This window comes from Prochlorococcus marinus str. SB (assembly GCF_000760115.1).
GTDB classification, from domain to species: Bacteria; Cyanobacteriota; Cyanobacteriia; order PCC-6307; family Cyanobiaceae; genus Prochlorococcus_A; species Prochlorococcus_A marinus_D.
This window is the reverse complement of the sequence record NZ_JNAS01000002.1, coordinates 318,573-344,182: the sequence shown is the minus strand read 5'-3', so window position 1 is coordinate 344,182 and position 25,610 is coordinate 318,573. Positions and strand designations below refer to the sequence as shown.

Annotated in this window: 32 protein-coding genes and 1 tRNA gene; 14 read left to right on the top strand and 19 right to left on the bottom strand. The window is 32.8% G+C overall.

Going from position 1 to position 25,610, the window contains the following annotated elements; all coding sequences use genetic code 11:
- Positions 1 to 846, bottom strand: a complete 846-nt coding sequence (locus EV02_RS04370; protein WP_032519616.1) for an MlaD family protein — start codon at positions 844 to 846, stop codon at positions 1 to 3.
- 5 nt (positions 847 to 851) lie between these two features.
- Complete coding sequence (locus EV02_RS04375) at positions 852 to 1,637, bottom strand: ABC transporter ATP-binding protein (protein WP_193742625.1); 786 nt, start codon at positions 1,635 to 1,637, stop codon at positions 852 to 854.
- Between the two features lie 135 nt (positions 1,638 to 1,772).
- Between EV02_RS04375 and EV02_RS04380 the strand changes: the two genes are divergently transcribed.
- A complete protein-coding gene (locus EV02_RS04380) occupies positions 1,773 to 3,158 on the top strand; it encodes a gluconeogenesis factor YvcK family protein (protein ID WP_032519615.1) in 1,386 nt (461 codons plus the stop codon).
- Here the strand turns inward: EV02_RS04380 and EV02_RS04385 are convergent.
- The 3 genes from EV02_RS04385 to EV02_RS04395 are packed head-to-tail and all read right to left on the bottom strand — an operon-like array spanning position 3,155 to position 4,786.
- Positions 3,155 to 3,685 carry an NAD(P)H-quinone oxidoreductase subunit J gene (locus EV02_RS04385; protein WP_032519614.1) on the bottom strand — a complete coding sequence of 177 codons (531 nt, stop codon included), beginning with the start codon at positions 3,683 to 3,685 and terminating at the stop codon, positions 3,155 to 3,157. The genes EV02_RS04380 and EV02_RS04385 overlap by 4 nt on opposite strands.
- On the bottom strand, positions 3,685 to 4,419 hold the full coding sequence (locus EV02_RS04390; protein WP_032519613.1) for an NADH dehydrogenase subunit K: 735 nt from the start codon (positions 4,417 to 4,419) through the stop codon (positions 3,685 to 3,687). Before EV02_RS04390 ends, EV02_RS04385 begins: the two co-directional genes overlap by 1 nt.
- 4 nt (positions 4,420 to 4,423) lie before the next feature.
- Positions 4,424 to 4,786: an NAD(P)H-quinone oxidoreductase subunit 3 gene (locus EV02_RS04395; RefSeq protein WP_011375859.1), complete on the bottom strand. Its 363-nt coding sequence runs from the start codon at positions 4,784 to 4,786 to the stop codon at positions 4,424 to 4,426.
- Positions 4,787 to 4,862: 76 nt separating this feature from the next.
- Between EV02_RS04395 and EV02_RS04400 the strand changes: the two genes are divergently transcribed.
- The 6 genes from EV02_RS04400 to EV02_RS04420 all read left to right on the top strand — a co-directional run bounded on the left by EV02_RS04400 (position 4,863) and on the right by EV02_RS04420 (position 7,187).
- Complete coding sequence (locus EV02_RS04400) at positions 4,863 to 5,291, top strand: rubredoxin (protein ID WP_032519612.1); 429 nt, start codon at positions 4,863 to 4,865, stop codon at positions 5,289 to 5,291.
- Positions 5,292 to 5,300: 9 nt separating this feature from the next.
- A complete protein-coding gene (locus tag EV02_RS04405) occupies positions 5,301 to 6,317 on the top strand; it encodes a photosynthesis system II assembly factor Ycf48 (RefSeq protein ID WP_032519611.1) in 1,017 nt (338 codons plus the stop codon).
- Positions 6,318 to 6,451: 134 nt separating this feature from the next.
- Positions 6,452 to 6,700: a cytochrome b559 subunit alpha gene (gene psbE / locus EV02_RS04410; RefSeq protein WP_002806020.1), complete on the top strand. Its 249-nt coding sequence runs from the start codon at positions 6,452 to 6,454 to the stop codon at positions 6,698 to 6,700.
- Positions 6,701 to 6,702: 2 nt separating this feature from the next.
- A complete protein-coding gene (gene psbF / locus EV02_RS04415; protein WP_011375863.1) occupies positions 6,703 to 6,849 on the top strand; it encodes a cytochrome b559 subunit beta in 147 nt (48 codons plus the stop codon).
- Between the two features lie 11 nt (positions 6,850 to 6,860).
- Positions 6,861 to 6,980: a photosystem II reaction center protein L gene (locus tag EV02_RS09195; protein WP_002806119.1), complete on the top strand. Its 120-nt coding sequence runs from the start codon at positions 6,861 to 6,863 to the stop codon at positions 6,978 to 6,980.
- Positions 6,981 to 6,989: 9 nt separating this feature from the next.
- A complete protein-coding gene (locus EV02_RS04420) occupies positions 6,990 to 7,187 on the top strand; it encodes a photosystem II reaction center protein J (protein ID WP_011375864.1) in 198 nt (65 codons plus the stop codon).
- Between the two features lie 43 nt (positions 7,188 to 7,230).
- Here the strand turns inward: EV02_RS04420 and mtnP are convergent, their stop codons facing one another.
- Positions 7,231 to 8,124: an S-methyl-5'-thioadenosine phosphorylase gene (gene mtnP / locus EV02_RS04425; RefSeq protein ID WP_032519610.1), complete on the bottom strand. Its 894-nt coding sequence runs from the start codon at positions 8,122 to 8,124 to the stop codon at positions 7,231 to 7,233.
- Positions 8,125 to 8,133: 9 nt separating this feature from the next.
- Between mtnP and selD the strand changes: the two genes are divergently transcribed.
- Complete coding sequence (gene selD / locus EV02_RS04430) at positions 8,134 to 10,305, top strand: selenide, water dikinase SelD (protein WP_032519609.1); 2,172 nt, start codon at positions 8,134 to 8,136, stop codon at positions 10,303 to 10,305.
- Here selD and EV02_RS04435 read toward each other — a convergent pair whose 3' ends face one another.
- The 3 genes from EV02_RS04435 to EV02_RS0108760 are packed head-to-tail and all read right to left on the bottom strand — an operon-like array spanning position 10,306 to position 14,196.
- On the bottom strand, positions 10,306 to 11,553 hold the full coding sequence (locus EV02_RS04435) for a CCA tRNA nucleotidyltransferase (protein ID WP_032519608.1): 1,248 nt from the start codon (positions 11,551 to 11,553) through the stop codon (positions 10,306 to 10,308).
- A 5-nt stretch (positions 11,554 to 11,558) separates the two neighbouring features.
- Complete coding sequence (locus tag EV02_RS04440) at positions 11,559 to 13,967, bottom strand: UvrD-helicase domain-containing protein (RefSeq protein ID WP_032519607.1); 2,409 nt, start codon at positions 13,965 to 13,967, stop codon at positions 11,559 to 11,561.
- Positions 13,968 to 13,989: 22 nt separating this feature from the next.
- The gene (locus EV02_RS0108760; RefSeq protein WP_025955192.1) at positions 13,990 to 14,196 is read right to left on the bottom strand and encodes a hypothetical protein; all 207 of its coding nucleotides are present in this window, start codon (positions 14,194 to 14,196) and stop codon (positions 13,990 to 13,992) included.
- 178 nt (positions 14,197 to 14,374) lie between these two features.
- Here EV02_RS0108760 and EV02_RS04445 point away from each other — a divergent pair, with 178 nt between their 5' ends.
- Positions 14,375 to 14,887: an R-phycoerythrin subunit beta gene (locus EV02_RS04445; protein ID WP_032519606.1), complete on the top strand. Its 513-nt coding sequence runs from the start codon at positions 14,375 to 14,377 to the stop codon at positions 14,885 to 14,887.
- On the opposite strand, the gene EV02_RS04450 is transcribed toward EV02_RS04445, so the two are convergent.
- The 3 genes from EV02_RS04450 to EV02_RS04460 all read right to left on the bottom strand — a co-directional run bounded on the left by EV02_RS04450 (position 14,871) and on the right by EV02_RS04460 (position 16,328).
- Positions 14,871 to 15,422, bottom strand: a complete 552-nt coding sequence (locus EV02_RS04450; RefSeq protein WP_032519605.1) for a phycobiliprotein lyase — start codon at positions 15,420 to 15,422, stop codon at positions 14,871 to 14,873. The genes EV02_RS04445 and EV02_RS04450 overlap by 17 nt on opposite strands.
- A complete protein-coding gene (locus EV02_RS04455) occupies positions 15,397 to 15,576 on the bottom strand; it encodes a hypothetical protein (RefSeq protein WP_012007103.1) in 180 nt (59 codons plus the stop codon). Before EV02_RS04455 ends, EV02_RS04450 begins: the two co-directional genes overlap by 26 nt.
- Before the next feature lie 116 nt (positions 15,577 to 15,692).
- A complete protein-coding gene (locus EV02_RS04460) occupies positions 15,693 to 16,328 on the bottom strand; it encodes a TVP38/TMEM64 family protein (RefSeq protein ID WP_032519604.1) in 636 nt (211 codons plus the stop codon).
- 146 nt (positions 16,329 to 16,474) lie between these two features.
- On the opposite strand from EV02_RS04460, the gene EV02_RS04465 reads away from it, so the two are divergent.
- Positions 16,475 to 16,894, top strand: coding sequence for a hypothetical protein (locus tag EV02_RS04465; RefSeq protein ID WP_032519603.1), 420 nt, complete (start codon positions 16,475 to 16,477; stop codon positions 16,892 to 16,894).
- 87 nt (positions 16,895 to 16,981) lie between these two features.
- Here EV02_RS04465 and EV02_RS04470 read toward each other — a convergent pair.
- The 7 genes from EV02_RS04470 to psbB form a co-directional block, all read right to left on the bottom strand.
- A tRNA-Phe gene (locus EV02_RS04470) sits at positions 16,982 to 17,054 on the bottom strand.
- Between the two features lie 91 nt (positions 17,055 to 17,145).
- Positions 17,146 to 18,375, bottom strand: a complete 1,230-nt coding sequence (locus EV02_RS04475; protein WP_032519602.1) for an FGGY-family carbohydrate kinase — start codon at positions 18,373 to 18,375, stop codon at positions 17,146 to 17,148.
- A gap of 12 nt (positions 18,376 to 18,387) precedes the next feature.
- Positions 18,388 to 19,629 (bottom strand): methionine adenosyltransferase, encoded by a 1,242-nt coding sequence (gene metK, locus EV02_RS04480; protein ID WP_032519601.1) that lies wholly within the window; start codon positions 19,627 to 19,629, stop codon positions 18,388 to 18,390.
- 138 nt (positions 19,630 to 19,767) lie between these two features.
- The gene (locus tag EV02_RS04485) at positions 19,768 to 20,859 is read right to left on the bottom strand and encodes a 30S ribosomal protein S1 (protein ID WP_032519600.1); all 1,092 of its coding nucleotides are present in this window, start codon (positions 20,857 to 20,859) and stop codon (positions 19,768 to 19,770) included.
- Between the two features lie 108 nt (positions 20,860 to 20,967).
- Positions 20,968 to 21,447, bottom strand: a complete 480-nt coding sequence (gene nrdR / locus EV02_RS04490) for a transcriptional regulator NrdR (RefSeq protein WP_032519599.1) — start codon at positions 21,445 to 21,447, stop codon at positions 20,968 to 20,970.
- Between the two features lie 98 nt (positions 21,448 to 21,545).
- The gene (locus tag EV02_RS09190; RefSeq protein WP_011131951.1) at positions 21,546 to 21,644 is read right to left on the bottom strand and encodes a photosystem II reaction center protein T; all 99 of its coding nucleotides are present in this window, start codon (positions 21,642 to 21,644) and stop codon (positions 21,546 to 21,548) included.
- A gap of 23 nt (positions 21,645 to 21,667) precedes the next feature.
- Positions 21,668 to 23,191, bottom strand: coding sequence for a photosystem II chlorophyll-binding protein CP47 (gene psbB / locus EV02_RS04495; protein WP_032519598.1), 1,524 nt, complete (start codon positions 23,189 to 23,191; stop codon positions 21,668 to 21,670).
- A gap of 222 nt (positions 23,192 to 23,413) precedes the next feature.
- Between psbB and EV02_RS04500 the strand changes: the two genes are divergently transcribed.
- The 4 genes from EV02_RS04500 to EV02_RS04515 all read left to right on the top strand — a co-directional run bounded on the left by EV02_RS04500 (position 23,414) and on the right by EV02_RS04515 (position 25,519).
- On the top strand, positions 23,414 to 23,776 hold the full coding sequence (locus EV02_RS04500; RefSeq protein ID WP_025893996.1) for a 2Fe-2S iron-sulfur cluster-binding protein: 363 nt from the start codon (positions 23,414 to 23,416) through the stop codon (positions 23,774 to 23,776).
- Positions 23,777 to 23,880: 104 nt separating this feature from the next.
- Positions 23,881 to 24,033, top strand: a complete 153-nt coding sequence (psbM, locus tag EV02_RS04505; RefSeq protein ID WP_011817804.1) for a photosystem II reaction center protein PsbM — start codon at positions 23,881 to 23,883, stop codon at positions 24,031 to 24,033.
- Positions 24,034 to 24,044: 11 nt separating this feature from the next.
- Positions 24,045 to 24,914 carry a peptide chain release factor N(5)-glutamine methyltransferase gene (prmC, locus tag EV02_RS04510; protein ID WP_032519597.1) on the top strand — a complete coding sequence of 290 codons (870 nt, stop codon included), beginning with the start codon at positions 24,045 to 24,047 and terminating at the stop codon, positions 24,912 to 24,914.
- A 23-nt stretch (positions 24,915 to 24,937) separates the two neighbouring features.
- Positions 24,938 to 25,519, top strand: coding sequence for an L-threonylcarbamoyladenylate synthase (locus EV02_RS04515; protein WP_032519596.1), 582 nt, complete (start codon positions 24,938 to 24,940; stop codon positions 25,517 to 25,519).
- The last annotated feature ends 91 nt before the right edge of the window (positions 25,520 to 25,610 follow it).

The following is a 25,610-nucleotide window of genomic DNA, read 5'->3' as shown; positions in this document are numbered from 1 at the left end:
TCAGGGATAAATTTCGTTAAGGAATTTTGAAAGTCCAATCGTTAAATCTCTTAAAGATTTAGTTAATTCTTCATCTTGTGTTAATTTTTCAAAATCATCACTCATATCATCTATTTTGGTTGAGATAGATCTAGCAGCATTAATTGTCGACTTAATGTCATTAAGGGTTTCTTTGTCATCGATAGTAGACAAAATGTTATTCAAATGATTGGCAGCAATTGTCATTTCTTTTATTAGAGGTTCAACTCTTTGTAGTTCTTGTTTTGATAATAAAATTAATTCATCAAGATTTTCTTGTGTTCTGTCAAATTGGTCCATTGAGTTAACGACGTTCTCAATTAAGTTTTCTTGATTTGTTTCTTTTAGAAGTTGGCTAATTCTATTAGTTATATTTGAGAGACTTGATAGTTGTTTACCTGTGATAGTATCTCCCTGACAAATAATTAACTTGGAATCGCATTTTTCGGCTATAGGTTTTGCAATGTTTGTAGGAATTGTCTTATCACTAGTTTCTAAAGCGATTTGAACATCTCCTCCAAGGAAAGAATTTGTAACTATCCTTGCAAATGCTGGTCTTGGAAGAATAATTTCAGGATTATTTAAAACTATTTTTGCTTTTATTGATTGATTCGTAAACAAGATATCTTCTATCGATCCTACTAAAATTCCTCTATAAGTGACTGGAGATTTTTTTGATAAACCACTTGCGTTATTGAATTCTGCAAAAAGGTACCAATTTTTTGAAGATAATCTTACTCCCCTTAGCCAAAAAGAAAAAAATGTGAAAATTAAAATTCCCCCTAAAAGGGAAAAACCAACTATTGAATCTCGTAAGCTTCTACGCATAATATCTAAATGTCTTTAGGTTGCATTGGACCATCGAGTTTTCCATGCCGAAATTGAAATACATAGGGATCATTACTCTCTTTAAATTCATCAATTGAACCTGCCCATCTAAATTTACCCCCATAAAGCATTAAAACTTTATCTGAAGTCCTTTCTATAGTACTAAGAACATGGCTAACCACAATAGATGATCCGCTAGCTTTATCATTTGTTTTATTAATTAAATCTTCAATTCTTGAAGAGGCAATTGGATCTAGGCCTGCAGTTGGTTCATCAAAAAGTAAAAGAGGTTTAGTTTTTGCATTAAGAGTTTTATCAGTAATTAAAGCTCTAGCAAAACTCACTCTTTTTTGCATGCCTCCACTTAATTCATTTGGAAGTTTATTCTCAACATTAAATAACCCAACCTCTCCTAAACAATCACATACGATTTCATGTATTGACTTTTTTGATAGTTTTTTGTTTCTCTTGAGGAGAAAACCTACATTTTCTTCAACAGTTAAAGATCCTAATAAAGCTGGGTTTTGAAAAACTAATCTAACATCAGGAGGATTATCTTGATCTATTCTCAAATATGTTTGTTTCTCGCCAAATATTCTTAATTCTCCTTTGGTGGGTAAAATTAATCCTGCTAATATTTTTAATATAGTTGATTTACCAGAACCTGAGGGACCAACAATAGCTAATTTCTCTCCATTATTAAGTTCAAAATTTATTTTATTAAGCACATTAACTTCCCCCCAGCTAATCGAGAGGTCTTTTGTTTCAACTGCATTATTAGATTTTTTCAAAACCTAGATAGAGAAAAATCCTTCTTCATTTATAATATTGCCTATTTTTAGAAATAAAAAAAGGATGTATGAATTTGACTTATAATCAATTTAATTGATTTTTTATTTGAAGATAATAATTTAAAGAGGTTTTTTATGAATAAGCGAAAAAAAAGAGTTAGAAGGTTGTACAAATACCATAAAAAATATAATTTTCATCTCTTAAATAAAATTTCAAGAATTTTGAGTTGGCTTTTGCCTGGACTAGTAATAAAAAGATGGATGCTTACATCTGCAATAGGATTTCTTACTTCATTATTAGGACTGTCAATTTGGACAAATTTAAGACCGCTTTATTGGCTTATTGAAATCTTTTTTTCGTTAATCAATGTTTTAACTAGTGTTTTGCCTGTTTCATTAATGGGCCCATTAATTTTTGTAATTGGGATATTATTAATAGGGATTGGACAAAATAGAAGTATTAATTCTATTCAAAAAGCGCTTGTACCAGAAAAAGATACATTTTTAGTTGATGCATTAAGAGTTAAAAGTAAATTAAACAGAGGCCCAAATATTGTTGCAATTGGGGGCGGTACAGGCTTATCTACTCTACTTAAAGGCTTAAAAAATTACAGTAGTAATATTACAGCAATCGTAAATGTATCTGATGATGGTGGAAGTAGTGGAATTCTCAGAAAACAATTAGGTGTGCAACCCCCAGGAGATATTAGAAATTGTTTGGCAGCTTTATCAAACGAAGAGCCTACTTTAACTAGATTGTTCCAGTACAGATTTTCAGGGGGTAGTGGCCTGGAAGGCCATAGTTTTGGAAATCTATTCTTGTCAGCTTTAACTACAATTACAGGCAGTTTAGAAAAAGCAGTTCAAGCCTCTAGTAAGGTTTTGGCGGTACAAGGTCAAGTTTTGCCGGCAACAAATATTGATGTTATGTTATGGGCCGAATTAGAAGATGGTGAAAAAATTTTTGGTGAAAGCAAGATCAGTAAATCTAAAAAATTAATTTCGAGGATTGGTTACCTACCAGAAAATCCTTCAGCTCTTCCAAGTGCTCTTGAATCTATAAAAGAAGCTGATTTAATTGTTCTTGGTCCAGGAAGTCTATATACCTCTTTATTGCCTAATCTATTAGTACCAGAGATTGTGGATGCCTTATTGCAAAGTAATGCTCCTAAAATTTATATAAGTAATTTGATGACTCAGCCTGGAGAAACAGATGGGCTTGATGTCTATGAACATATCAAAGCAATAGAAAAACAACTATCAAATTTTGGAGTTAATGCTCGAATTTTTAACTCAATCTTATCTCAGATTCAATTTGAAAAGTCTCCATTAGTAGATTATTACGAAAGTAGAGGGGCAGAGCCTGTCCAATGCAATAAAGAAAAATTATTATCTGAGGGTTATTATGTTTTGCAAGCACCATTATATTCAAAAAGAATAACTCCAACCCTTAGACATGATCCTAGAAGACTAGCAAGAGCAGTTATGTTTATTTACCGCAAATTAAAAAAATTAAATTAATAAGCATCTTGAAGTTCATAGAAATCTGGCTGAATATAATCTTTTCGTAATGGCCATCCTCTCCAATCTTCAGGCATTAATAGTCTTTTGGGGTTGGGATGATCAATGAAATTTATTCCATACATGTCAAAAGTTTCTCTTTCTTGCCAATCACTTCCTTTGAAAATTTTATACAAACTAGGGATTGATAAATCAGAATCTCGTTTTAAGAAAACTTTTAATCTGACTTCTTTAATTTTTTCGATTTTTTGTAAATCATCAACAGTTATAAAATGGTAAAAACTAACAAGATTTTTACCTGGCCCCTCATCATATCCTCCTTGACATTGGAGATAGTTGAAACCATAACTTCTCAAGGCAGATACTGCTTCATATAAATTGTTAGGTTCCACAGAAATGTTTTCAATTCCTATGTGATCATCAGATAAAGATTGATTTGGAATTCCATCTTTAGACAAAGATTGGCTTATAAACCCTTCTTTTTCTATTGAAGTATCTGCGGATGTGGCTAAACCGTCTTTTTCCATTAATCTTCTACAGAATTAATAATTTCAGTTTTTTCGGTATTTTCCGGTAATTCGGTTATTTTTTCTTCTTTGGAGGGGGGTATTACGTTAGCTGAAGTTTTGTTTAGATATTCACCTGTATTTTCTGAGAAAACTAGATTCATTTCGTGATCAGATGTTATGTATCTGTGCGTTTGTTCTGTTTTTGTGCGCTCTAAAATTGATTCATTACCAACTTTTTTTCTTAACTTAATTACAGCATCAAAAATTGCTTCTGGTCTCGGTGGACATCCTGGGAGGTATAAATCAACTGGAATCAATTTATCAACACCTCTTACAGCAGTTGTAGAATCTGCACTGAACATCCCTCCTGTGATTGTGCAAGCACCCATTGCAATAACGTATTTTGGTTCAGGCATTTGTTCATAAAGTCTAACTAGGGCTGGAGCCATCTTCATAGTTACTGTTCCTGCAACTATTATCAAATCTGCTTGCCGTGGCGAGCTTCTAGGTACTAATCCAAATCTATCAAAATCAAATCTTGATCCGATTAAGGCGGCAAATTCTATAAAACAACAAGCTGTTCCGTAAAGGAGGGGCCATAGACTGCTTAACCTAGCCCAATTATGAAGATCGTCTAAACTTGTCAATATAATATTTTCGCTTAAATCTGTAGTAACTTGGGGCGCACCAAGAGGATTACAAGTTCCTTCTCGGATTTCTCTTATTGCTTTTGGGGATAATTGTGGTTTCAATTTTTTAACTCCATTCTAAAGCACCTTTTCTCCATGCGTATGCTAGAGCAATAACAAGTATGGCAATGAAAATCAAAGCCTCAATAAAAGCTAGTAAGCCTAGTCTATTGAATGCAACAGCCCAAGGATAAAGGAATACTGTCTCAACATCAAATATAACGAAAACTAAAGCAAACATGTAATAACGAATATTAAATTGAATCCATGCTCCTCCTATAGGCTCCATTCCGGATTCATATGTAAGTTTTCTTTCCCCTGTTCTTCCTTTTGGGGCAACGATGAGATTAGTAACTAGAGCTAATATTGGTACTGCTGCGGCAATTAGAAGGAAACCTAAAAAATATTCATAGCCAGTTAATAAAAACATCTTGAAAATTAATTTTGAATAAAAGTCGCTTAATTAAGCAAAATCTTTTAAAGTTCTTAAAGAATAATAATAAACCGTGAGTGACAACATTCAACCCGCCTCTGAGGAAAACAAAATAGTTAAAGACTTTGAGAGAGAAAACCTTTCTGAAAACTCCATAGGAGTAAATGTTGAACAACCTATTCCTAATTTAGAACAAAATAGATTTGAATGTAGAAGTTGTGGATACATTTATGATCCGTCTGAAGGAAATAAAAAATTAAACATACCTAAAAATACGCCTTTTTCAGAGCTGGATGGGAATACTTTTGCCTGCCCTGTTTGTCGAGCTGGTAAAAATTTTTATAAGGATATTGGTTCTAGAGCAAAACCTAGTGGATTTGAAGAGAATTTAGTTTATGGATTTGGATTTAATAGTTTACCTCCTGGACAAAAAAATATATTGATTTTTGGAGGGTTGGCATTTGCTGCTGCAATGTTCCTTTCTTTGTACTCTTTGCATTAATATAATTAAATGAAAAATTTTTTTACCACTATTCCTAATCTTCTCTTATCTGTAGTTCTCTGTTTTGTTTTAAGCAGTTGTTCATCTACTGGTGTCAAGATGAGTGAAAGCAGCCCATGGACAACAATTCAGTTTGAAGACCAGGCTAATGCTTTAGATGTTGATTTTATAGATGATAAACGTGGGTTTCTAGTAGGCTCAAACAGATTGATTATGGAATCTACAGATGGTGGTGAAACATGGGAAAAAAGATCATTAGATATTTCTGCTGAAGAGAATTTTCGTCTCCTAGATATAGATTTTAAAGGGGAAGAGGGATGGTTAATAGGTCAGCCTTCATTAGTTATGCATACACTTGACGCAGGAAAGAATTGGACACGTTTATCTCTGGGTAACAAATTACCAGGCCAACCATTTCTAATCACAACTGTCGATGCTGGTATTGCAGAATTGGCTACCACTGCAGGTGCTATTTATGAAACATCAGATAGTGGTGAATCATGGAATGCAAAAGTTGTAGATGCATCTGGTTCTGGAGGTGTAAGAGATTTAAGAAGAACCAATAAAGGAGATTATGTCAGTGTAAGTAGTCTAGGTAATTTCTTTTCTACTTTGGAAAATGATAGTGATGCATGGATAGCTCATCAAAGAGCAAGTAGCAAAAGAGTTCAAAGTATTGGTTTTAATCCAGAAGGAAGCTTATGGATGCTTTCTAGAGGAGCAGAAATTAGATTTAATGAAGATTCTAATGATCTAGAAAATTGGTCAAAACCTATCATACCAATTCTTAATGGATACAATTATCTAGACATGGGATGGGATCCAAATGGCGATATATGGGCAGGCGGGGGTAATGGAACTTTAATAGTAAGTAAAGATCAAGGTAAAACTTGGAATAAAGATCCCATTGCTTCTGATTTGCCAACAAACTACATTAAAATAGTTTTTCTTGATAAGGATGCTTTAGACAATAAAAAAGGTTTTGTACTTGGTGAGCGTGGTTATATCCTTAAATGGAATAGCTAACTTTAAATAACTCGAATTAATAATAAAAAAAAATTAATTTTTAAAGATTTAGCAACTGTCTGTAACCAACCTGTTAATTTCTTCGCGATCTTATGATTTTACACTGTAAGATCATAGGGTAAACATTTGTGATTATGGCCGCAGGTTCAACGGGTGAACGCCCATTCTTTGAAATAATCACCAGTATTAGATACTGGATTATTCATGCAGTAACATTACCAGCTATCTTTATAGCAGGCTTCTTATTTGTATATACAGGCTTAGCCTACGATGCTTTCGGAACTCCTCGTCCAGATAGTTATTTCCAATCATCTGAATCTAAAGCACCTGTCGTAACACAAAGATATGAAGCTAAATCTCAACTAGATTTAAGAACAAAATAACAATGACTAATTCTCAAGCTCCAATGCAGGCTGCCGAAGTCCGCGTTTATCCTATATTTACTGTCCGTTGGCTAGCAGTTCATGCTCTAGCTATTCCATCAGTATTCTTTTTAGGTTCTATTGCTGCAATGCAATTCGTAGCCCGATAAATTTAACTATCATGCAAGTAAACGAAAATCCTAACAAAGTTCCAGTTGAACTTAATCGTACAAGCCTTTATTTAGGCTTGTTATCAGTCTTTGTATTGGGAATTTTATTTTCCAGTTATTTTTTCAATTAAATTAAAATCATGAGTAAATTAAAAGGACCTGATGGAAGAATTCCAGATAGACTTCCTGACGGTAGACCAGCAGTTGCATGGGAAAGAAGATGGACTGAAGGAACTCTTCCTCTATGGCTTGTTGCTACAGCAGGTGGAATTGCAGTTATCTTCGTTTTAGGAATATTCTTCTACGGTTCATACCAAGGCGTTGGAGCTGGAGGCTAACAAATCCTTACCTTGACCTGATAATCACTAGTATCAAATAAGCCTAATAAGAATCAGTAAATATCCTTAGTTTCTCTTTTGTGGAGCTTGGGATATTTTCTTTTTGGGTTATCAATCCTTCTTTTAACGAAGAATGAGACTTACTTTTTGGTCTTTCTTTTTCAATTAATTTAGCTACTTCAAATATTATTTTATTAGCAACTTCAGTATTTGATCTAAGATTATCCAAAACCATCTCAACAGAAACTTCTTGATGAGTTTGATGCCAGCAATCATAATCAGTAACCATAGATAAGGAGGAGTAAGCTATTTCAGCTTCTTTAGCTAATCTTGCTTCAGTGTGGTTTGTCATTCCAATTATTGAACATCCCCAACTCCTATATAAATTAGATTCTGCTCTAGTTGAGAACGCGGGACCTTCCATTGCTAGATAGGTACCCCCTCTATGCAATTGTCTACCGCCAGGAATATTTTTTTCTCCGATTTCACTTAATATACGTGATAAATTTGTGCAGAAGGGATCTCCCATAGTTACGTGAGCAACAGCTCCCTCGTTAAAGAAGGTTGCAGGTCTATTTTTTGTCCGGTCTATAAATTGATCTGGAACGACTATATCAAGTGGCCTTATCTGTTCTTGTAATGAACCAACTGCTGACGGAGCAATAATCCATCTTACTCCTATTGATCTTAGAGCCCAAATATTAGCTTTGTAAGGGATTTCAGAAGGATTTAAACTATGTGTTCTGCCATGTCTAGGAATGAATGCTATCTCTAGGTTTCCAAGATTATATACTTTAATTGAATCAGAAGGTTTACCATAGGGAGTGTTGATTTCTAGTTCTCTTAAGTACTCTATTTGATCCATTGAATAAAATCCACTTCCACCAAGCACTCCTAATCTTGATTTTTCAATTGGTAATAAATGTTCTTTATTCATTGTGTGTAAATGACTTTTAATCATCTGGTACTAATTGGAGGAGGACACTCAAATGTTTCTTTATTGAAGAAATGGTTAATGTTTCCGAAATTAATGCCAGAAATTCCTGTTTCAATTATATCTAGAGATTCTCATTTGGTTTATTCTGCAATGTACCCATCGGTGATTTCAAAATCAATCACTCTAGAAGAGAGTTTAATTGATATAAAATCTTTAGCAAAAAATGCAAAAGTCTCTTTTATAGAAGAAGAAGTAAAGGATATTGATTTCAATTTAAAGAAAATTGTTTTAAGTAATAGACCTTCAATTAATTATTCGAAGTTGGTGCTTAATTATGGAAGTCAAACAATAATTCCAAAAGAATTTGAATCACTCGTTAAAAATCGAAATGCTTTTTCAATTAAACCTTTTTTAAGTTCTTATGATTCAATACTAAAAGAGGACATTTTTGATTCATTTAATGAACTTCCATTTGTAATTGTTGGGAGTGGCCTTGCTGCAATTGAAGTATCATATGCTTTACGAAAAAGATGGGGAGATAGACCTTTAAAACTATTATGTGATTCAAGAAAAATTAATAATACAATTCTAAAAAGTTTACGGAATTCCAATATTGAATTAGTTGAAAAACTTAATTTTGATTATGGCAAGATTCTTTTATGCACTGGAAATACATCTCCGTTATGGGCACAAAAAAAATTATTAGATTCGGATTCTTATGGCAGAATAATTACAAATCAGAATTTACAGATAAAAAGTTTCTCTGGAATCTTTGCTGTCGGTGATTGCGCAGTTGTAGGTTCAGCAAAAAGACCGGCATCGGGAGTTTTTGCAGTAAAAGTTGTAAATATATTAGTACAAAATCTAAAAAAAGATATAGAAGGGAGATCATTAAATAAATGGTTTCCGCAAAAGATCGGATTGCAAATAGTAAATATATTTCCAAGCCATTATCCAAAGGCTTTTGCTATTTATCGCAATTTTGTTTTCGGCCCTTCTTTTATTTTTTGGATTTTAAAGCATAAAATTGATCTCAACTTTATTAAAAAGTTCAGAACAAAAAGGCTAATGATGAAGAGTAATGAAAAAAATATTTCATTGAATGATTGCAGAGGATGTGCAGCTAAAATTCCTCAGTTAGTTTTGAATAAATCATTAATAAATTCTAATTTAAATTCTTTTGCCTCATCACCTGAAGATTCAGTTGAGATATATCAAAATGGTCAAGACATTATCTTGCAAAGTGTAGATGGATTTCCTTCTTTGGTAAGTGATCCTTGGCTTAATGCAAAAATTACTACTTTGCATGCTTGCTCAGATTTGTGGGCATGCGGAGCAAAACTTTCATCCGCGCAGGCTTTAATTTCATTACCAAAAGTTGAAAGGGAATTTCAGAGTTACCTCTTTTCTCAATCACTACAAGGTATTAAATCAACAGTTGAGGATCATGGAGGTGAATTACTTGGAGGCCATACTTTCGAAGCAAGAAGTTTTGTAAATAAACCTTATTCATTAGGAATGGATATTTCTTTAACAGTTCAAGGTATTTTAAAAAATGGAGCAAAACCATGGCTTAAATCTGGAATGAATATTGGAGATATTCTCATGATGTCTAGACCTCTGGGCGTTGGGATTTACTTTGCCGGTCAAATGCAAAATATTAATATGCTAGGTAGTTCTTCTGAAGTAATTAATAATTTAGTAAAGAGTCAGCAATATTTGATTGATGAAATTTATCTTTTTCAAAATCAATTTAAAGAATCATTAGTCAATGCTGCGACTGACATTACTGGATATGGATTTATTGGACATCTTAAAGAAATGGTTGAATCATCTAATTTATATAGGCAAAGCAATAATCTTGAGCCACTAAAAGTTTTATTAGATTTATTTGCATTTAAAGCTTATCCTGGAGTATTTGATTTAATAAGAAAAGACGTTAAAAGTACTTTCTTTGAATCTAATAAAGAAATTTTTGACAAAATTTATAAAGTAAATAAGCAGAAAAGAATAATTAATTTTTTAAACGAAAATTCATTAGATCAAGAGACTTTTAACGAGAAAATATCATTACTATTAGATCCTCAAACATGTGGACCTTTGTTAATTAGTTGCAATCGTAAATATGAAAATGTTCTAAAGGATAAATGGTACAAGGTTGGAGAGGTTGTAAAAATGTAATTAATTTCTATTTAATTTGTCAATTTCCAAATATCTTAATCTTTTGATTTCCTTTCCCATCTCCTTCCCTGGATCCCATCCTTCTTTTTTTAATGTTTCTCCATCTTTTTTTGATTTTATGAATTTGTAAATAAATAACCACTTAAACAATTTACGCCAGTATGGTCCTCCATCACAAATTAATAATTTGACTGTCTCATCATTAAGGTTTCTGTCCTCAATAAATTCTGTCCAACTTGATGGAGAAAAATGATTGAAGTTTTTTGGGTTGGTATTAAATATCTTTTTGATATTTATATAATCTTCTAATATTTTTATCTCACTATTATTTACCAAAAATCTTTGACATGCTTTTTCTAAATCTTCTGAATCTTTTAATAAGTAAAGTATATGATTTCCCTTTAACTTCTTAATCCAATTTAGTCCTCTTAAAAATCTTTTATCGACTTTAATATTTTCATTTAGGATTGAGATAATTTCCCATTTATGAATTATCGAAATCACATTAGTCAAATTATCCTGTTTGCATATTTCAGCTAGTTCCATCCTTATTCGTATGCCTAGTGCAGGAGGGTAAATCATTTTCTGATGAGTTTCTGAACTTTTCCATGGCCATTTTCTAACTGTTTCTTGAGATTGTTTGAGGGAATTATTTGAAATATTGAAATCTAATCTTGAAGCATATTTTGCACATCGAATTAATCTACTTGGATCATCTGAAATGCTATTACTGTGAAGTAAGTTCAATCTTTTACTTTTTATATCAGAAATTCCTCCATAAAGATCATAGATTTTCCTTGTCGAGACCTCGAAGGCTATTGAATTTATAGTGAAATCTCTCCTCTTAAGATCCTCCTCAATAGTACTTTTATTTACTGTGGGATTTAAGCCTGGAGCAGAATAAATTTCTTTTCTTGCAGAAGCAATATCAATTTTGTAGTCATTAATATTTATTTCTACAGTGTTGTATAAATTAAATTCCTTGATTAAACATAAATCTACATTTACAATATTTTTTTTTATAAATTTTGCTAGAGAAATAGAGGATCCTTCAATAACAAGATCAATATCTACAGGTTTAGAAAACGATTTTTTGTGGAATTTACTTATTAATAAATCTCTTAAATAACCGCCAACAAAAGCTACTTTAGTATCGTTATTAGATTCTATGTATTTAACAATTAGGTTATATAGATTAAATGGAGTTTTGATTAATTCCCCTTGGATGTAATCAGAGATATCGTTCATGAGTTTTAACTTACATAACGAATTGGAGCTAATCTGGGATCTAGAATTTTACTTCCTTTATCACCAAATTTTACTGCTAAAGATATTTTTTCCCCACTCCCAAAAATATGTATGATTTCACCTTTCCCAAACTTTGAGTGAATCAGCATATCTCCAACTATCCAGCTTTTCCCTTTACTAGGACCTGAATATAATTTCCTTACTGCATTTATTGGTTTGTTAACAAATTCATTTGGATTGTTTCGATCAACTCTAGTTAAACGATCAAGATGCCAATCTCTTCTAATTGAAGCACCACCAGTTTGTGGTAATTCGCCATCCATTAAATCTTCAGGTATTTCCGAAAGAAATATTGAAGGAATTGTTGCTTCACGCATGCCACCCCATAATCTTCTTTCTCTGGCATGACTTAAGAAAACTCTTTCTTTAGCTCTAGTAATACCTACATAGCATAATCTTCTTTCCTCTTCAAGAAGTGAGGGAGTATCTATTGATCTATGGCTAGGGAAGAGACCTTGTTCTAGCCCAGTGATAAAAACATTTTGAAATTCTAAACCTTTACTATTATGTAGAGTCATGAGAGTTACAGAGTTAGGATTATTTTTCTTCGTATCATTATCAGTTGTTAAGGCTGCTGTAGAAAGAAATCCCTCTACATCTCCACTTTCTGTTTCTTCTTCATATTGAGTAGCTGCATTAATTAGTTCTTGTAAGTTATTTCTTCTATCTTCAGATTCTTCAGTCCCACTTGAGAGTAAGTCACTTAAATAACCACTTTTTTCTAATACAAGTTGTAGTAGTTGAGCGGGGCCTGAATTTTCTAGGTAACACAGTAGATCATTCATAATTTCAGTAAATTTATTAATTCCTTTTGATGATCGGCCTATTGTTTCTTCAAGACTTTGCTTATCATTAAGAACCTCCCATAATGGGATATTTAACCTATTAGATAGTTCATTCAGTTTTTGAATAGTAGTCTTACCAATCCCTCTTCTAGGAACATTTATGATGCGTAAAAGACTAACGTTATCTGAAGAATTAACCAGAACTTTCAAATATGCTATTGCATCTTTAATTTCTCTTCTATCATAAAAACGCAATCCTCCAAAAATTGTATAAGGAATGCGCCACCTTACAAGAGATTCTTCTATTACTCTCGACTGAGCCCTGGTTCTATATAAAATCGCAAAATTTTTCCAAATTGGGTTTTGATTATAATTATTGAGTGATTTTATTTTATTGGTAATTGCTTCTGCCTCGGAAATTTCATCATCACAGCTGAGTAAAGTTAAAAGTTCCCCTTTTTCTTTAGTAGCCTTTAAAACTTTGTCAATTCTTTCACAGTTATTTTCTATTAGTGAGTTTGCAGCATCAAGGATATTGGAAGATGACCTATAATTTTCTTCTAATTTAATTAAAGATGATTTTGTATCGTCGTTGATTGAGGTTTTAAAATCTTCTTGAAAACCAATTAAAATTCTGAAGTCAGCTGCTCTGAAACTATAAATACTTTGATCAGCATCCCCAACTACAAAAATAGACCGATCTTCCCAATTGAAGAATTTTTTTGGTTCAGTATTCCCAGCCGTAATTAATTTTATAAGTTCATATTGTGTTCTATTTGTATCTTGATATTCATCAACTAAAATATGTTTAAATCTTTTGTGCCAGTAATCTCTGACTATATCATTTTGCCTCAATAAGAAAACAGGCAAAAGCAGAAGATCATCAAAGTCTAAAGAATTATTTTTTGAGAGCGAAATCCTATATCTCTTGTAGGCTTCTGCAACTGTTTTATCAAAATTATTATCTGCTTTTTCTAAAAGATCAGTAGAAGTTAAGCATTGATTTTTAGCATTACTTATTAATCTTTTAATCTTTTTGGGATCAAATCTTTTTGGGTCAAGATTCATATCTTGACTGATAATTTCTTTTACTAATGTTTGAGAATCTGTTTCATCATAAATTGAAAATTGTCTTGTCCATCTTAGGCCTTCTGGATCAGCATATTTTTCAATATCGTATCTCAGAAGTCTTGAAAATAAGGAATGGAAAGTACCGATCCAAAGGTTTTGAAGCCTCTTTTGGTGAACGTTTGCTCTTAATTGATTTTGATCAATTTCTTTGAGAGTTGTCCAAGGCTGACCAAATTGATTAAAAGCTAATTCTTGGGCTAGAAGAACCTCTAATCTTGCTTTCATTTCTTTAGCAGCTTTGTTAGTGAAAGTGACAGCTAGAATGTTATGGGGATCTACAGAGTTACCCTCAATAAGGTTTGCAATTCTGTGAGTAAGAGCCTTAGTTTTTCCGCTACCTGCACCTGCTACAACTAAAAGTGGTCCATAAACATGTTTTACTGCTTGAAGTTGTTGATTGTTTAGGGACTTAAAAAGGAAATTGTTGGTTTGAGGCACTTTTGGAAGGGTTTTTCAAAAATCAGACTTTACTATGAGATTCAGATTCCGTTTCTAGATCTTCTAACGCTTTTTTTAAATTTATAAGTTCATTATTGTTATTAATTATTTCTTCAAATTTATTTTGAGGCATCTTTAATTTCATACTTCTGTCAAGAATTTCTTTTTCCAATCTCTTTTTATATGAGGAAATAAGTTTCTTTGATAATTTTAAATCCTGTTGATCCAAAACTTTATTGAAAATGTAAATTCATACTAGCGGAAAAAAATCTTTTATTTGAATTATTTTAACTATCACTTTGGAATGAAGTTATTAATTAAGAAGCGTTGCGTTAAGTTTGAAATTGTATTGTTTTTACTAGCTTTGTATTATTCTTAAGATCGGTCTTTAAATTTTTACTTCAGGAATGTCAGTTTCAGAGAATAATCAACTATTGTCAGCCGATAAGAAATTAAATGATTTAAGAAATATAAAAGAATTTATTAATAGTGCAAACTCAAGATTAGATGCAATAACCTCAATAACCAATAATTCACATGCAATCGCAGCAGACGCTGTAACAGCAATGATTTGCGAAAATCAAGATTCACTTAATTCAAAAATATCTTTAAATACAACTAATAAGATGTCCGTTTGTTTAAGAGATGGAGAAATAATCCTAAGGATTGTTGCTTATCTTTTAATTTCTAATGACGAATCAGTTTTAGAAAAAAGTTGTTTGAAGGATCTTAAAAATACTTATCTTGCTCTTGGGGTGCCTTTAAGAAATGCAAGAAGGGTTTTTCAATTAATGCGAGATGCAACTATCTCTGATTTGAATTCAACAGTTAATAATATGCCTGGAAACAAAGGCTTTCTTCCTAAATTAATATCTGAAACAGAGTTTCAATTTGAAAGGATAATTAATCTTTTAAACTAGCTAAATTCCTTATCTCTGAAGTATGTGAAGTCTGAATAACTGAGTTATTCTCCAGATTTCTAATAGTAGAAAATCTGGATCTTACATGAGTGGATAAAAAGGAAATTCTTTCTTCGGAAACTGTTGATTTATAAATGGTTTTAATTTGTAAATTATTTTGTTCATCAACAAAATAATTGGATGATGAAATAAAGGATTCTGTATAACCTTTATTTCTTAGAACAATTCCTGAATTTTCATCTTTGGGTAAAAAAATCAGAATAGTTTCATCTCCCTCACTCATATAATCATCTTCCCAATCACTAATAGCTTGCCAATTTATAGAAATGGCTATGCTCTCTAGGTTTAAACTGAATTTATAATTTTTAAAAATTTCAACGACTTTTTTATTTTTTTTGTTGATATGTTTTATATATATTTTACTAGTAGAGTTTTCAAATTCTTGAAAAGCTAAAGTGTGAGAACTTCTAATAGATTTCCACTCTCCTATACTTTTAGCAATGAATTGATTAATTATTGTTAGATTCTTCGTCAAGTTTATCTTCTACTGAATGATTTTCTGCTTTTTGTATCATTCTTACCATTGAATCCACCATTAACCTCTTTGCAGAAGTTACTTTTAATCCAGAAGGAGTAGTTGATATTTGTTCTCCAGGGCGATTATATGAAGTTGGTCTAAATGGAGTCATCTAATAACTATAAAATTAATCGATATCTATTCTTGCATGAATCATTATTTATATAGTTATTGTTTGCAAAAATGTCATATCTTTCATCTTTGATTACAGAATTATAAACTGTTTTGTTATTTAGGCATTTTATTTTTTGCCAATCCTGAAATAGTCGCTAAAGCAAACATTCCCAATAAAGCAATTCCTAGAAATAATCCTGCTCCTTGGCTTACTCCAGCTCCAACTGCTACTAGTATAGAGTCACTGATTAGAAGACTTATTAATAATGCAGGAGTAAATATTTTCCAGCGAGTTCCTCCAATACCAATTGCGTAGCTTAGAAAATCAAAAAGGCCAGTCATTAGTAGACCTGTCATAAGAAAGAAATTCTCTTCTAGCTGGTTTTGATTAAAACTTTCAATCTTTTGCATTGCTTTTGGGCCTACTAAATTACGAACAGGAACCCGACCATAATTTCTTGCGATAAAGAAAGCAGCTTGGCAAAAAACGATATCAGAAAAGATTATTGTCATGTAACCTTTTTGAAATCCTAGTAATGAACCTGCTAGCAGAGAATAAGCTGAACTTGGAAGGGCTGGTAAAATAATACTTACTCCTCTGAGTATGAATATTCCAAAAGGAGCCCAAATCCCCATACTTTCTATTTTGTTTCTTAGAGGTTCAATCCCATAATTTTGGATTAAATAAATCAATACTACAAATACTGCTATAAAAAAAACTACTGAGAGAAATTTCTGTATTTTATTCATTATTTTCTAATAAATTTATTGGAAGTAAATTCTTAATTTAATATTTGATTCTATCTATAATAGAAATACTAATCAATAAAAATTCTTACAAATTTTTAATCTTATATTTACTACTAATAAAAAATATTTGTATTCCAAAAGTAATCATGATTAATTCTAAAAATAAAGTTAATTCAATATTTTTTAGGAATATATTTAATTTAGTCCTTTCGTTTATTGTTTTCTTTTGTATTTCAATAAAAAAATCAGAAGCTTTGCCTCATGAATGGGTTGGAGTCCCTAAAAGTGAATACGGAGAGCAGTTATGGGATAGGAAAAGTATAAAAAGGAATGAGGATGGTTCTGTAAGAGTATTGAGTAAATTTATTCCCAAAACAAAAAGTGAAATTACTAAGGATATTCTTTATACAATGGATATAAATTGTTTTGAAAAATCATTTAGAGATGTTGATGTCTCAATAGATGAAGCAAATAGTAATTTCAATGATTTAGCTAATTGGCAAGATCCAAATGGAGATACCCTGATTTTGGGTGTTATTGGTCAAGTCTGCAGAGTCGAAAACTAAAAATTTTAAGTTATAAAAAATTTGAAAAAATAAAGAGTTCTCAATGATTTAAAAGTATAAAACCCTGTCAAGAGCAGGGTTTAAAGGTGCCAGGACCCAGATTTGAACTGGGGACACGGCGATTTTCAGTCGCCTGCTCTACCAACTGAGCTATCCCGGCTCTAACCTATATACTCTAAATTACGATGTGTAGTTTGTGAAACCCTTTTCATTAAAAATTTTATATCTTCATCAAATATTCCAAAAAACTATTATTTTGCATTAATCGCTAATAAGGCAGTGCCAAATGAAGTAGTTTTTTTACAGGAAACTATTGGTATATTGATAATTTTTTCTCTTATTTTTCTCCATTGTGGGTTTTTTGAACCTCCACCAATAGTAATAATTTTTTTTGGAAGAGAACCTGTTAGTTCGCCTAGTTTTTCCCATCCTTTCAATTCGATCTTGGCTAGCCCCTCGAATAATGCATGTAAATAGAGTGAGTCGCTTACTGGCCTTGGATAAAGTATCGGCTCTAAATTAGAATTATTAACAGGAAATCTCTCTCCTTTACTATTAAGAGGTAAAAGATTTAAAGAAGTATTTTTAGATGGATTAATTTGTCGACTGAGCTCCTTTATTTCTGAATCAGAGAATAACTGCGACAAGATACCGCATCCTGCGTTTGATGCTCCTCCGCATATCCAATGGCCATCTACCCTATGGTTTGTAACACCTTGTTTTTTTATAGGTTTATCAATAATTTTCTTAACTACAAGAGTTGTTCCTAAAACTGTGAGACCATCTTCTTTACCTAAACCTGCAGCTATTACACTTGCATTAGAGTCAGTGGTGCCTGAAATTAATATTAATTTCTTATTCAAGTTAAATCTTTCTGCTAAATCAAAATTCACTTTTCCAATAATTTTCCCACTTTTTATTATTTGAGGTAGACATTTTTGCCATGAAGTATTGAGATAACTTTTTGGCCATGATTCTTTTTCTAGATCCCAACCAAGTTTTAGATTATTGCCTTCTTCTCCATGAGTCCAATCTTTTAAAAACCAACCAGTGATCCAATCAGATTGGTGACGTAGAAGTATATTTGTCCCATATTTATTTATCAGTTTTAATGCTTTAGCAAGACTACTGTATGGCGTTTGCAGATGATCTTCTCCAGAAGCTAAGGATTCAAGAAGGATATTATGTTCAGTACATGCTTGGTCATAAGGTATTGCTTCTCCTATAGGTTCTCCTTGTAAATTGGATGGTAGTAAAGTCCCTGAGGTGCCTGAGATAGCCAATTTATTAAGATTAATTTTTACCTGGATAGGTAAGCTAACTAAAAGATTTTCACAAGAATTAATCCAAGAATTTGGATTTTTAAAGTGGCATGAATAAGGGACTGAATTTGAATATACTAATTTTTTTTGAAGATTAATTATTGATATTCTTACACCACTTGTTCCAAAATCTAATCCTCCATAAAAATTATCAGGCATAGAATAAATATTTTATAAAAATACTTTGGAAGCCTCCGCTAATTGGGCTGCTTTTTCTTCTACCTTTTCCCAAGGAAGATCAAGATCTCTTCTGCCAAAATGTCCATAGGATGCAGTCTTTCTGAAAAATTTACCACCCCTTTTTTTGGGTAGATTTCTTAGGTCAAATTCTTTTATAATTGCTGCAGGTCTTAAATCAAAGTACTTTTTAATAAGCTCCGTCAAATTAGCTTGTGAAATAACGCCGGTATCAAAAGTTTCAACAAGAATCGAAATCGGTTTTGCAACTCCAATCGCATAACTTAATTGTACTTCTGCCTTTTTTGCTAATTTTGCCTTAACTATACTTTTAGCTACATAACGTGCTGCATAAGCAGCTGATCTGTCCACTTTTGTTGGATCTTTGCCCGAAAATGCCCCTCCTCCATGTCTTGCGTAACCCCCATAAGTATCTACAATAATTTTTCTTCCAGTAAGTCCGGCATCTCCTTGAGGCCCCCCTACGACAAATTTGCCCGTGGGATTCACTAGAAATCTTGTTTTGATAATGTTTGGTTTGATTTCTAAATCTTGAGTAGCAGGAATTACAACATGCTTCCATAAATCTTCTTTTATTTTTTGACGAATTTCTTCTTCATTTGTTAGGCCATCTATCTCAGGATTATGTTGAGTTGAAATTAAGATTGTATTAATAGAGACTGGTAAACCTTTTTCGTAATCAATGCTTACTTGAGTTTTACCATCAGGGAGTAGATAATTAAGTACGTTTTCATGCCTTACCTTAGCAAGTTGAATGGCTAATCTATGAGCCAAGCTAATCGGTAAGGGCATTAATTCAGGTGTCTCATCGCATGCATAGCCGAACATTATGCCTTGGTCGCCAGCTCCGGTATTATCTTCCAAATCATCGTTAACATCATCTGCTTCGTTTACGCCTTGAGAAATATCTGGTGATTGCTCGTCAAGTGCTACTAAAACCGCACAACTATTTGCGTCAAACCCCCCTGCCCTATAGCCTTCATATCCAATTTCTTTAATTACATTTCTAACAAGTTTTATATAATCGACTTTTGCTTTTGAAGTTATTTCTCCAGTAAGTAAACAAAGACCTGTATTAACAACAGTTTCGCATGCAACTCTGCTTTCTGGATCTTCTGTTAATAAAGCATCTAAAACAGCGTCACTAATTTGATCACATATTTTGTCAGGATGACCTTCAGTTACTGATTCTGAAGTGAAAATGAAATCACTCATTAACAAATAATTTTGGAATTAGGCATAATCCTAAATTAAATTATTGTTATAAATCAATTATTGTAAATTAAAAAATACTTGTGTAGGGATTATTAGGCTTAAGTTCCTAGACTTCATGAACATAATAAATAAGTGAAATTATACTGTTTCAGTTGAAGCTGTTGGGATCTCTTCGTTTTCGTCAGTTTGTTCAAATAACATTTGTTTATATTTCGCAGCCATTTCTTCAGCTTTACTAAAAACTTTTTGAGGGTCAGTTAGCATATCTCCTGGTTCAGGTTCAAGTGCTTTAGTAGATAATGAAATTCGCCCTCTTTCTGAATCAAGGTCAATTATCATGACTTTCATTTGGTCACTCACATTTAAAACATTATGAGGAGTCTCAATATGTTCATGACTAATTTCAGAAATGTGCAGTAGACCACTTACACCACCAATATCAATAAAGGCTCCATAAGGTTTAATACCTTTTACAGAACCAACAACAACTTCACCTACCTCAAGTCTGTTCATTTTTTTCTCAACCAAAGCTCTTCTATGACTTAGTACTAATCTATTTCTCTCTTCATCAACTTCAAGAAATTTTAAAGGTAAATATTCACCTTCTAAGTCATCTTTAATTTTTCGAGCACTTATATGAGAGCCCGGGATAAAACCTCTCAAGCCTTCTACCCTAACAAGAGCTCCGCCTCTATTTGTTGCAAAAACTTCTGAATATATAGTTGCATCTTCTTTTTGAAGTTGTCTAACTCTTTCCCATGCTCTCTGATATTCAATTCTTCTAATGGAGAGTGCTAATTGGCCATCTTCATTTTCCTCACTCATTATGAAAAATTCTCTACTTTCTGAAGGTTGTAAAACATCATTAAGTCCTTCAACTCTATTTATTGAAACCTCCTGAACTGGCATAAAAGCAGCTGTTTTTGCCCCTATATCTATCATTGCCCCTTTGGGCTCTAGAGCAAAAACGGTACCTTTAACTAGATCGCCAGGTTTAAAATTATAGTCATACTTACCCAAAAGTGATGCGAATTCTTCTTGTGTGAATCCTGCGTTGTCAAAATCTGCATTTGTTCTGCTAGAGGAAGAATCTGCTGAAGGTATATCGTTCTTCTCAAATGATAAATCTTCCTCATTTTGAGATGCTGAATCATTATCTAACTCAGACGAATTTTTAATTTCTTGATCCTCAGAAAGTTCTTTAATGGTTTGGGAAGAATTTTCGTTCATTTGTTATATCGCAGACTACCTGAGGTAGTTAGAAAGGAATGCTACTAGCCTGCAAACCAATAGCAAAAACATTTGTGATATGTATTCTACACTTTAAGATGCTGAATTTTATGAAATTGATGCTAATTGGTTTTTTGAACTTCCTTTTAGAGATTCAAGAGTAGAAATAAAATCTTTTACTCCATTAAATTTTCTGTAAACCGAGGCGTACCTTATGTAAGCGACTTCGTTTTCTTTCCTTAGATTTTTAAGTATTAATTCTCCTATTTGTGAAGATTTAATATCTTTATTGGAGTCTTGTACTATTTGTGATTCAATTCCATCTACGAAATTAATAATTGCTTCACTACTGAAATTAGTCTTTTCACAAGCTCTTGAAATTCCAGTGAATAATTTTTGTTTATCAAAAAGTTCTCTACTACCGTCTTTCTTTACAACTGAAACTGGCATTGATTCCACTCTTTCATAAGTTGTAAATCTAAAGCTGCAATTTAAGCACTCTCTTCTTCTTCGAACACTTTTACCAGTATCAGCAGATCTTGATTCCAAAACTCTGCTATCTGTGTTTTGACAGGTTGGACACTGCATGTGGTGAAATAAGTTGCACTTTAACTCTAATAGTAGAGTAATACTTTAATTATGGAAAGTAAAAAAAAACCTCTTGTTAAAGAGGTTTTTTTCTGAGTTCATTTTCTATCGAATTTAGGTGGGTCTCTAAAGGCGACAGCAAAGAATAGGGTAACAACTGCGAGAGTTAGAATTAGAACGTAAGCAAAAGCTTCCATAAGATTAAGTAAATAAGTTTAGTTTAAACCCTTCCTGGGATTCTTCTTGTGGTTTCGTCACCAAGTTTCTTGAATAAACCAAATTCAACTTGGTCTCCAATCTCAGCATCAATACCAGCAAAGGAATTTCTGTAAAGAGTTCTTGAAGCATGCCACCAGTGGCCAAACAAGAATAGTAATCCGAAACATAAGTGTGCATATGTAAACCATGCTCTCGGTGAACTACGGAATACACCATCAGATTTATATGTTTCTCTGTCAAACTTGAACGCTTCGCCAAGTTGAGCCTTTCTAGCTAATCTTTTAACTACTGCAGGATCTGTAAATGTTTGACCATCGAGATCTCCACCATAGATAGTTGCTGTGATACCAGTCTGTTCAAATGAATACTTTGCTTCAGCTCTTCTAAATGGAATATCTGCCCTTACATTACCTTCTTTGTCTTCAAGGATGACAGGGAAGTTTTCAAAGAAATTAGGAATTCTTCTAACTTCTAATTCGTTACCTTCTTTGTCTTGGAATGCAATGTGACCTTGCCAACCAGTTGGTAATCCATCACCATTTACAAGAGCTCCAACTCTAAATAATCCTCCTTTAGCTGGACTATTTCCAACATAATCGTAGAAGGCTAGTTTTTCTGGGATTGATGCATAAGCCTCTGATTTAGTGGCACCATTATCAATAGCTGCTTGTACTCTTCTATTAATTTCAGTTTTGAAGTAGCCTGAGTCCCATTGATATCTGGTAGGACCAAAAAGCTCTACAGGGGTTGTTGCTGAACCGTACCACATTGTTCCGGATACAACGAAAGATACGAATAATACAGCAGCTAGAGCACTAGCTAAAACTCCTTCGAGACTTCCAAGTTTTAATGCTCTATAAAGTCTTTCTCCAGGTCTGTTGGTGATATGAAAAATACCTCCAATAATACCCATAAGTCCTGCCGCAATATGATTCGCTACAATACCTCCTGGGTTAAACGGATTAAATCCTTCTGCTCCCCAGGAAGGAGCCACAGGTTCTACATGACCAGTTAAGCCATAAGGGTCAGAAACCCAAATCCCAACATTTGCGCAATGAAAAGCTCCAAAACCAAAACAGGTTAGTCCTGCTAGAAGAAGGTGAATCCCGAAAATTCTTGGTAAATCAAGAGCAGGTTCACCAGTTCTTGAATCTTCCCATAAATCTAAGTCCCAGTAGGTCCAGTGCCATATAGAGGCCAACATTAATAGGCCACTAAAAACTATGTGAGCTGCTGCAACCCCTTCGAAACTCCAGAATCCAGGATCAACTCCAGTAGCACCCGTAATATCCCATCCATTCCAACTACTTGTGATACCTAGTCTTGCCATGAAAGGCATAACGTACATCCCCTGTCTCCACATTGGATTGAGAACAGCATCAGAAGGATCAAAAATGGCTAATTCATAAAGAGCCATTGAACCGGCCCAGCCGGCTAATAATGCAGTATGCATAAGATGCACAGCAAGTAGTCGACCTGGGTCATTAATAACTACTGTGTGAACTCGATACCAAGGCAATCCCATCGGTTAATTTCTAGTAACTATGCTGCATAAACAGCTAAACATCATGATAGTAAGGGTTTTTTAGTCTTTGAGGGATTTTTGTAAATAAATTTATTTTCTCGCAAAAATTAGGCAAATCAATAAGCAGGACTGAGTTTATAAGGAATTTTTAGCTAAAAACTGTTAATATTTTGGTCACAATTCTCAAAGTAAAACGCCAAAATAAGAAAAATAACTAAAAAAATGGCAACTATCAGATTTATTCGTGAGGATTTAGAGGTCCAATGCAATCCGGGCGAAAATTTAAGGGAACTTGTAATGAAAGAGAATTTACAGCTTTATGGGTTAAAAGGCATATTGGGTAATTGTGGAGGTGCGGGGCAATGCAGTACTTGTTTTATTTCAGTTGAAGGTGGAAATAAAAATTCTTTGAGCCCTCTTACATCTGTTGAAGAAGAAAAACTCAAAAATAGACCAGAAAATTGGCGCCTTGCATGTCAAACATTAATAAAATCATCTGCCGTAATTTTAACAAAACCCCAATCTCCTCCCTCAAATTTGGAAGAACTAAAAAAAATTAGTGAAAATAAAAAATTACCTCGATAAATTGTTTAAGACTGTTAATCAGTTTATAAAAATTGTTTATTTTTCCACTTTATTCCAATTTATACGTCTATAGTCTTAATACCACATATAGTAATTCTAACTAAATGGAAACAACTAACTTTGGATTCGTAGCTAGTCTTTTATTTGTAGGGGTGCCAACAATATTCCTAATAGGTTTATTTATTTCTACACAAGATGGAGAAAAGTCAAGTTTCTACTCTGATTCTAGTAAAGGTAGGCTTGGGCCAAAACGCTAATGCTTTAATAAATGCTTTGCATTTCTATAGAAGAATTTTTATTTTGGAAAAAAAAGCAACTTTCTAAAGGAGGCGATCAAGCATCTTTTGCTGTTTTACTTGATTGTATAGGCGGTATAACGACTAGTGATTTAAACTTAAAAAGTATAAATCCTAGAGGAAACATACATTTAAAAAAAAAATTAGAATTTTTAGAATCTGTTTGGGATAATCATTTACAAAGATCTTGCCCAATTCAATATCTTTGTGGAATAACTTTTTGGAGAGACTTAAAATTAAAAGTTACAAACAAAGTACTCATTCCAAGACCAGAAACAGAGCTCATAGTTGATATTGTCTTCAATATATTTCGAAAGAAGTCAGAAAAATTATTTTTTGCTGAACTGGGAACTGGATCAGGCGCTATAAGTATAGCTTTGGCATTGGCTTATCCATTTAGTCACGGAGTAGCAACTGATATAGATCAAGAAGCGTTAGAAATAGCTACTAAAAATTATATAAATTCTTCTAAACAATCAAATTTGAAATTTTATTGTGGAAATTGGTGGTCACCTCTTGAAAGTTTTAAAGGAAAATTAGACCTTGCTGTTTCAAACCCGCCATATATTCCTATTGATACTTATGAAAAATTACCCAAAGAAGTTAAAAATTTCGAACCTAAAGTCGCTTTACTAGGTGGAGAAGATGGTTTAAAACATATTAGGGAAATAATAAATAAAGCACCATTATTCTTAAAAGAAAATGGTTGGCTAATTTTAGAGAATCATTTTGATCAAAGTGAAAAAGTAAAACAACTACTTATTAAAAATAAATTTACATCAATAGAAATTGTGAAAGATCTTTCAGGTATTGGTAGGTTTACCATTGGAAGATATAAATAAATTATTATAGGTTTTAAATCTAAATGAATTTAATAGACTACAAAACTGCTTGGAAGACCCTTAAAAGTGGTTTGCCTATAATTTTCCCAACAGACACTTTACCTGCAATTGGATGCTTACCAAAATTCTCTAATATTATTTATGAGTTTAAAAAAAGAGATAAAAACAAACCCTTAATTCTTATGGGATCAGAATACAAACAATTAATCGATTATGTTCACGAATCAGCAAAAGAAGATTACGAAAATTTAGCCTCAAAATATTGGCCTGGAGCTCTGACAATTGTTATTCCTGCTTCAGCAAAGCAGACTGCACACCTTACCAGTAATGATCTGACTATTGGGTTGAGAATTCCAAATTCAAATATCGCACAATCTCTTTTGAGAGAAACAGGCCCATTGTTAACTTCAAGTGCAAATATTTCAGGTTTTAAAGGATCAATTACCGCTGAAGGTATTGCTCTAGACTTTCCTTCTATAAAAATTTTGGGTCCTATCCCCTGGGGGGAAAGTAGTGGAAAAGCTAGTACTATTATATTTTGGAAGAACAGTGGAAATTGGAAACTGATTAGAGAAGGAGAAGTAATAGTTAGGGAATTGTATTAATGTTTTTGTTATTATTTTTTGTTTTATTAATTCAATTTTTTACTTATTGGATATTTGAACCCTTTGCATCTTTTTTAGAGTATGTTCTGGA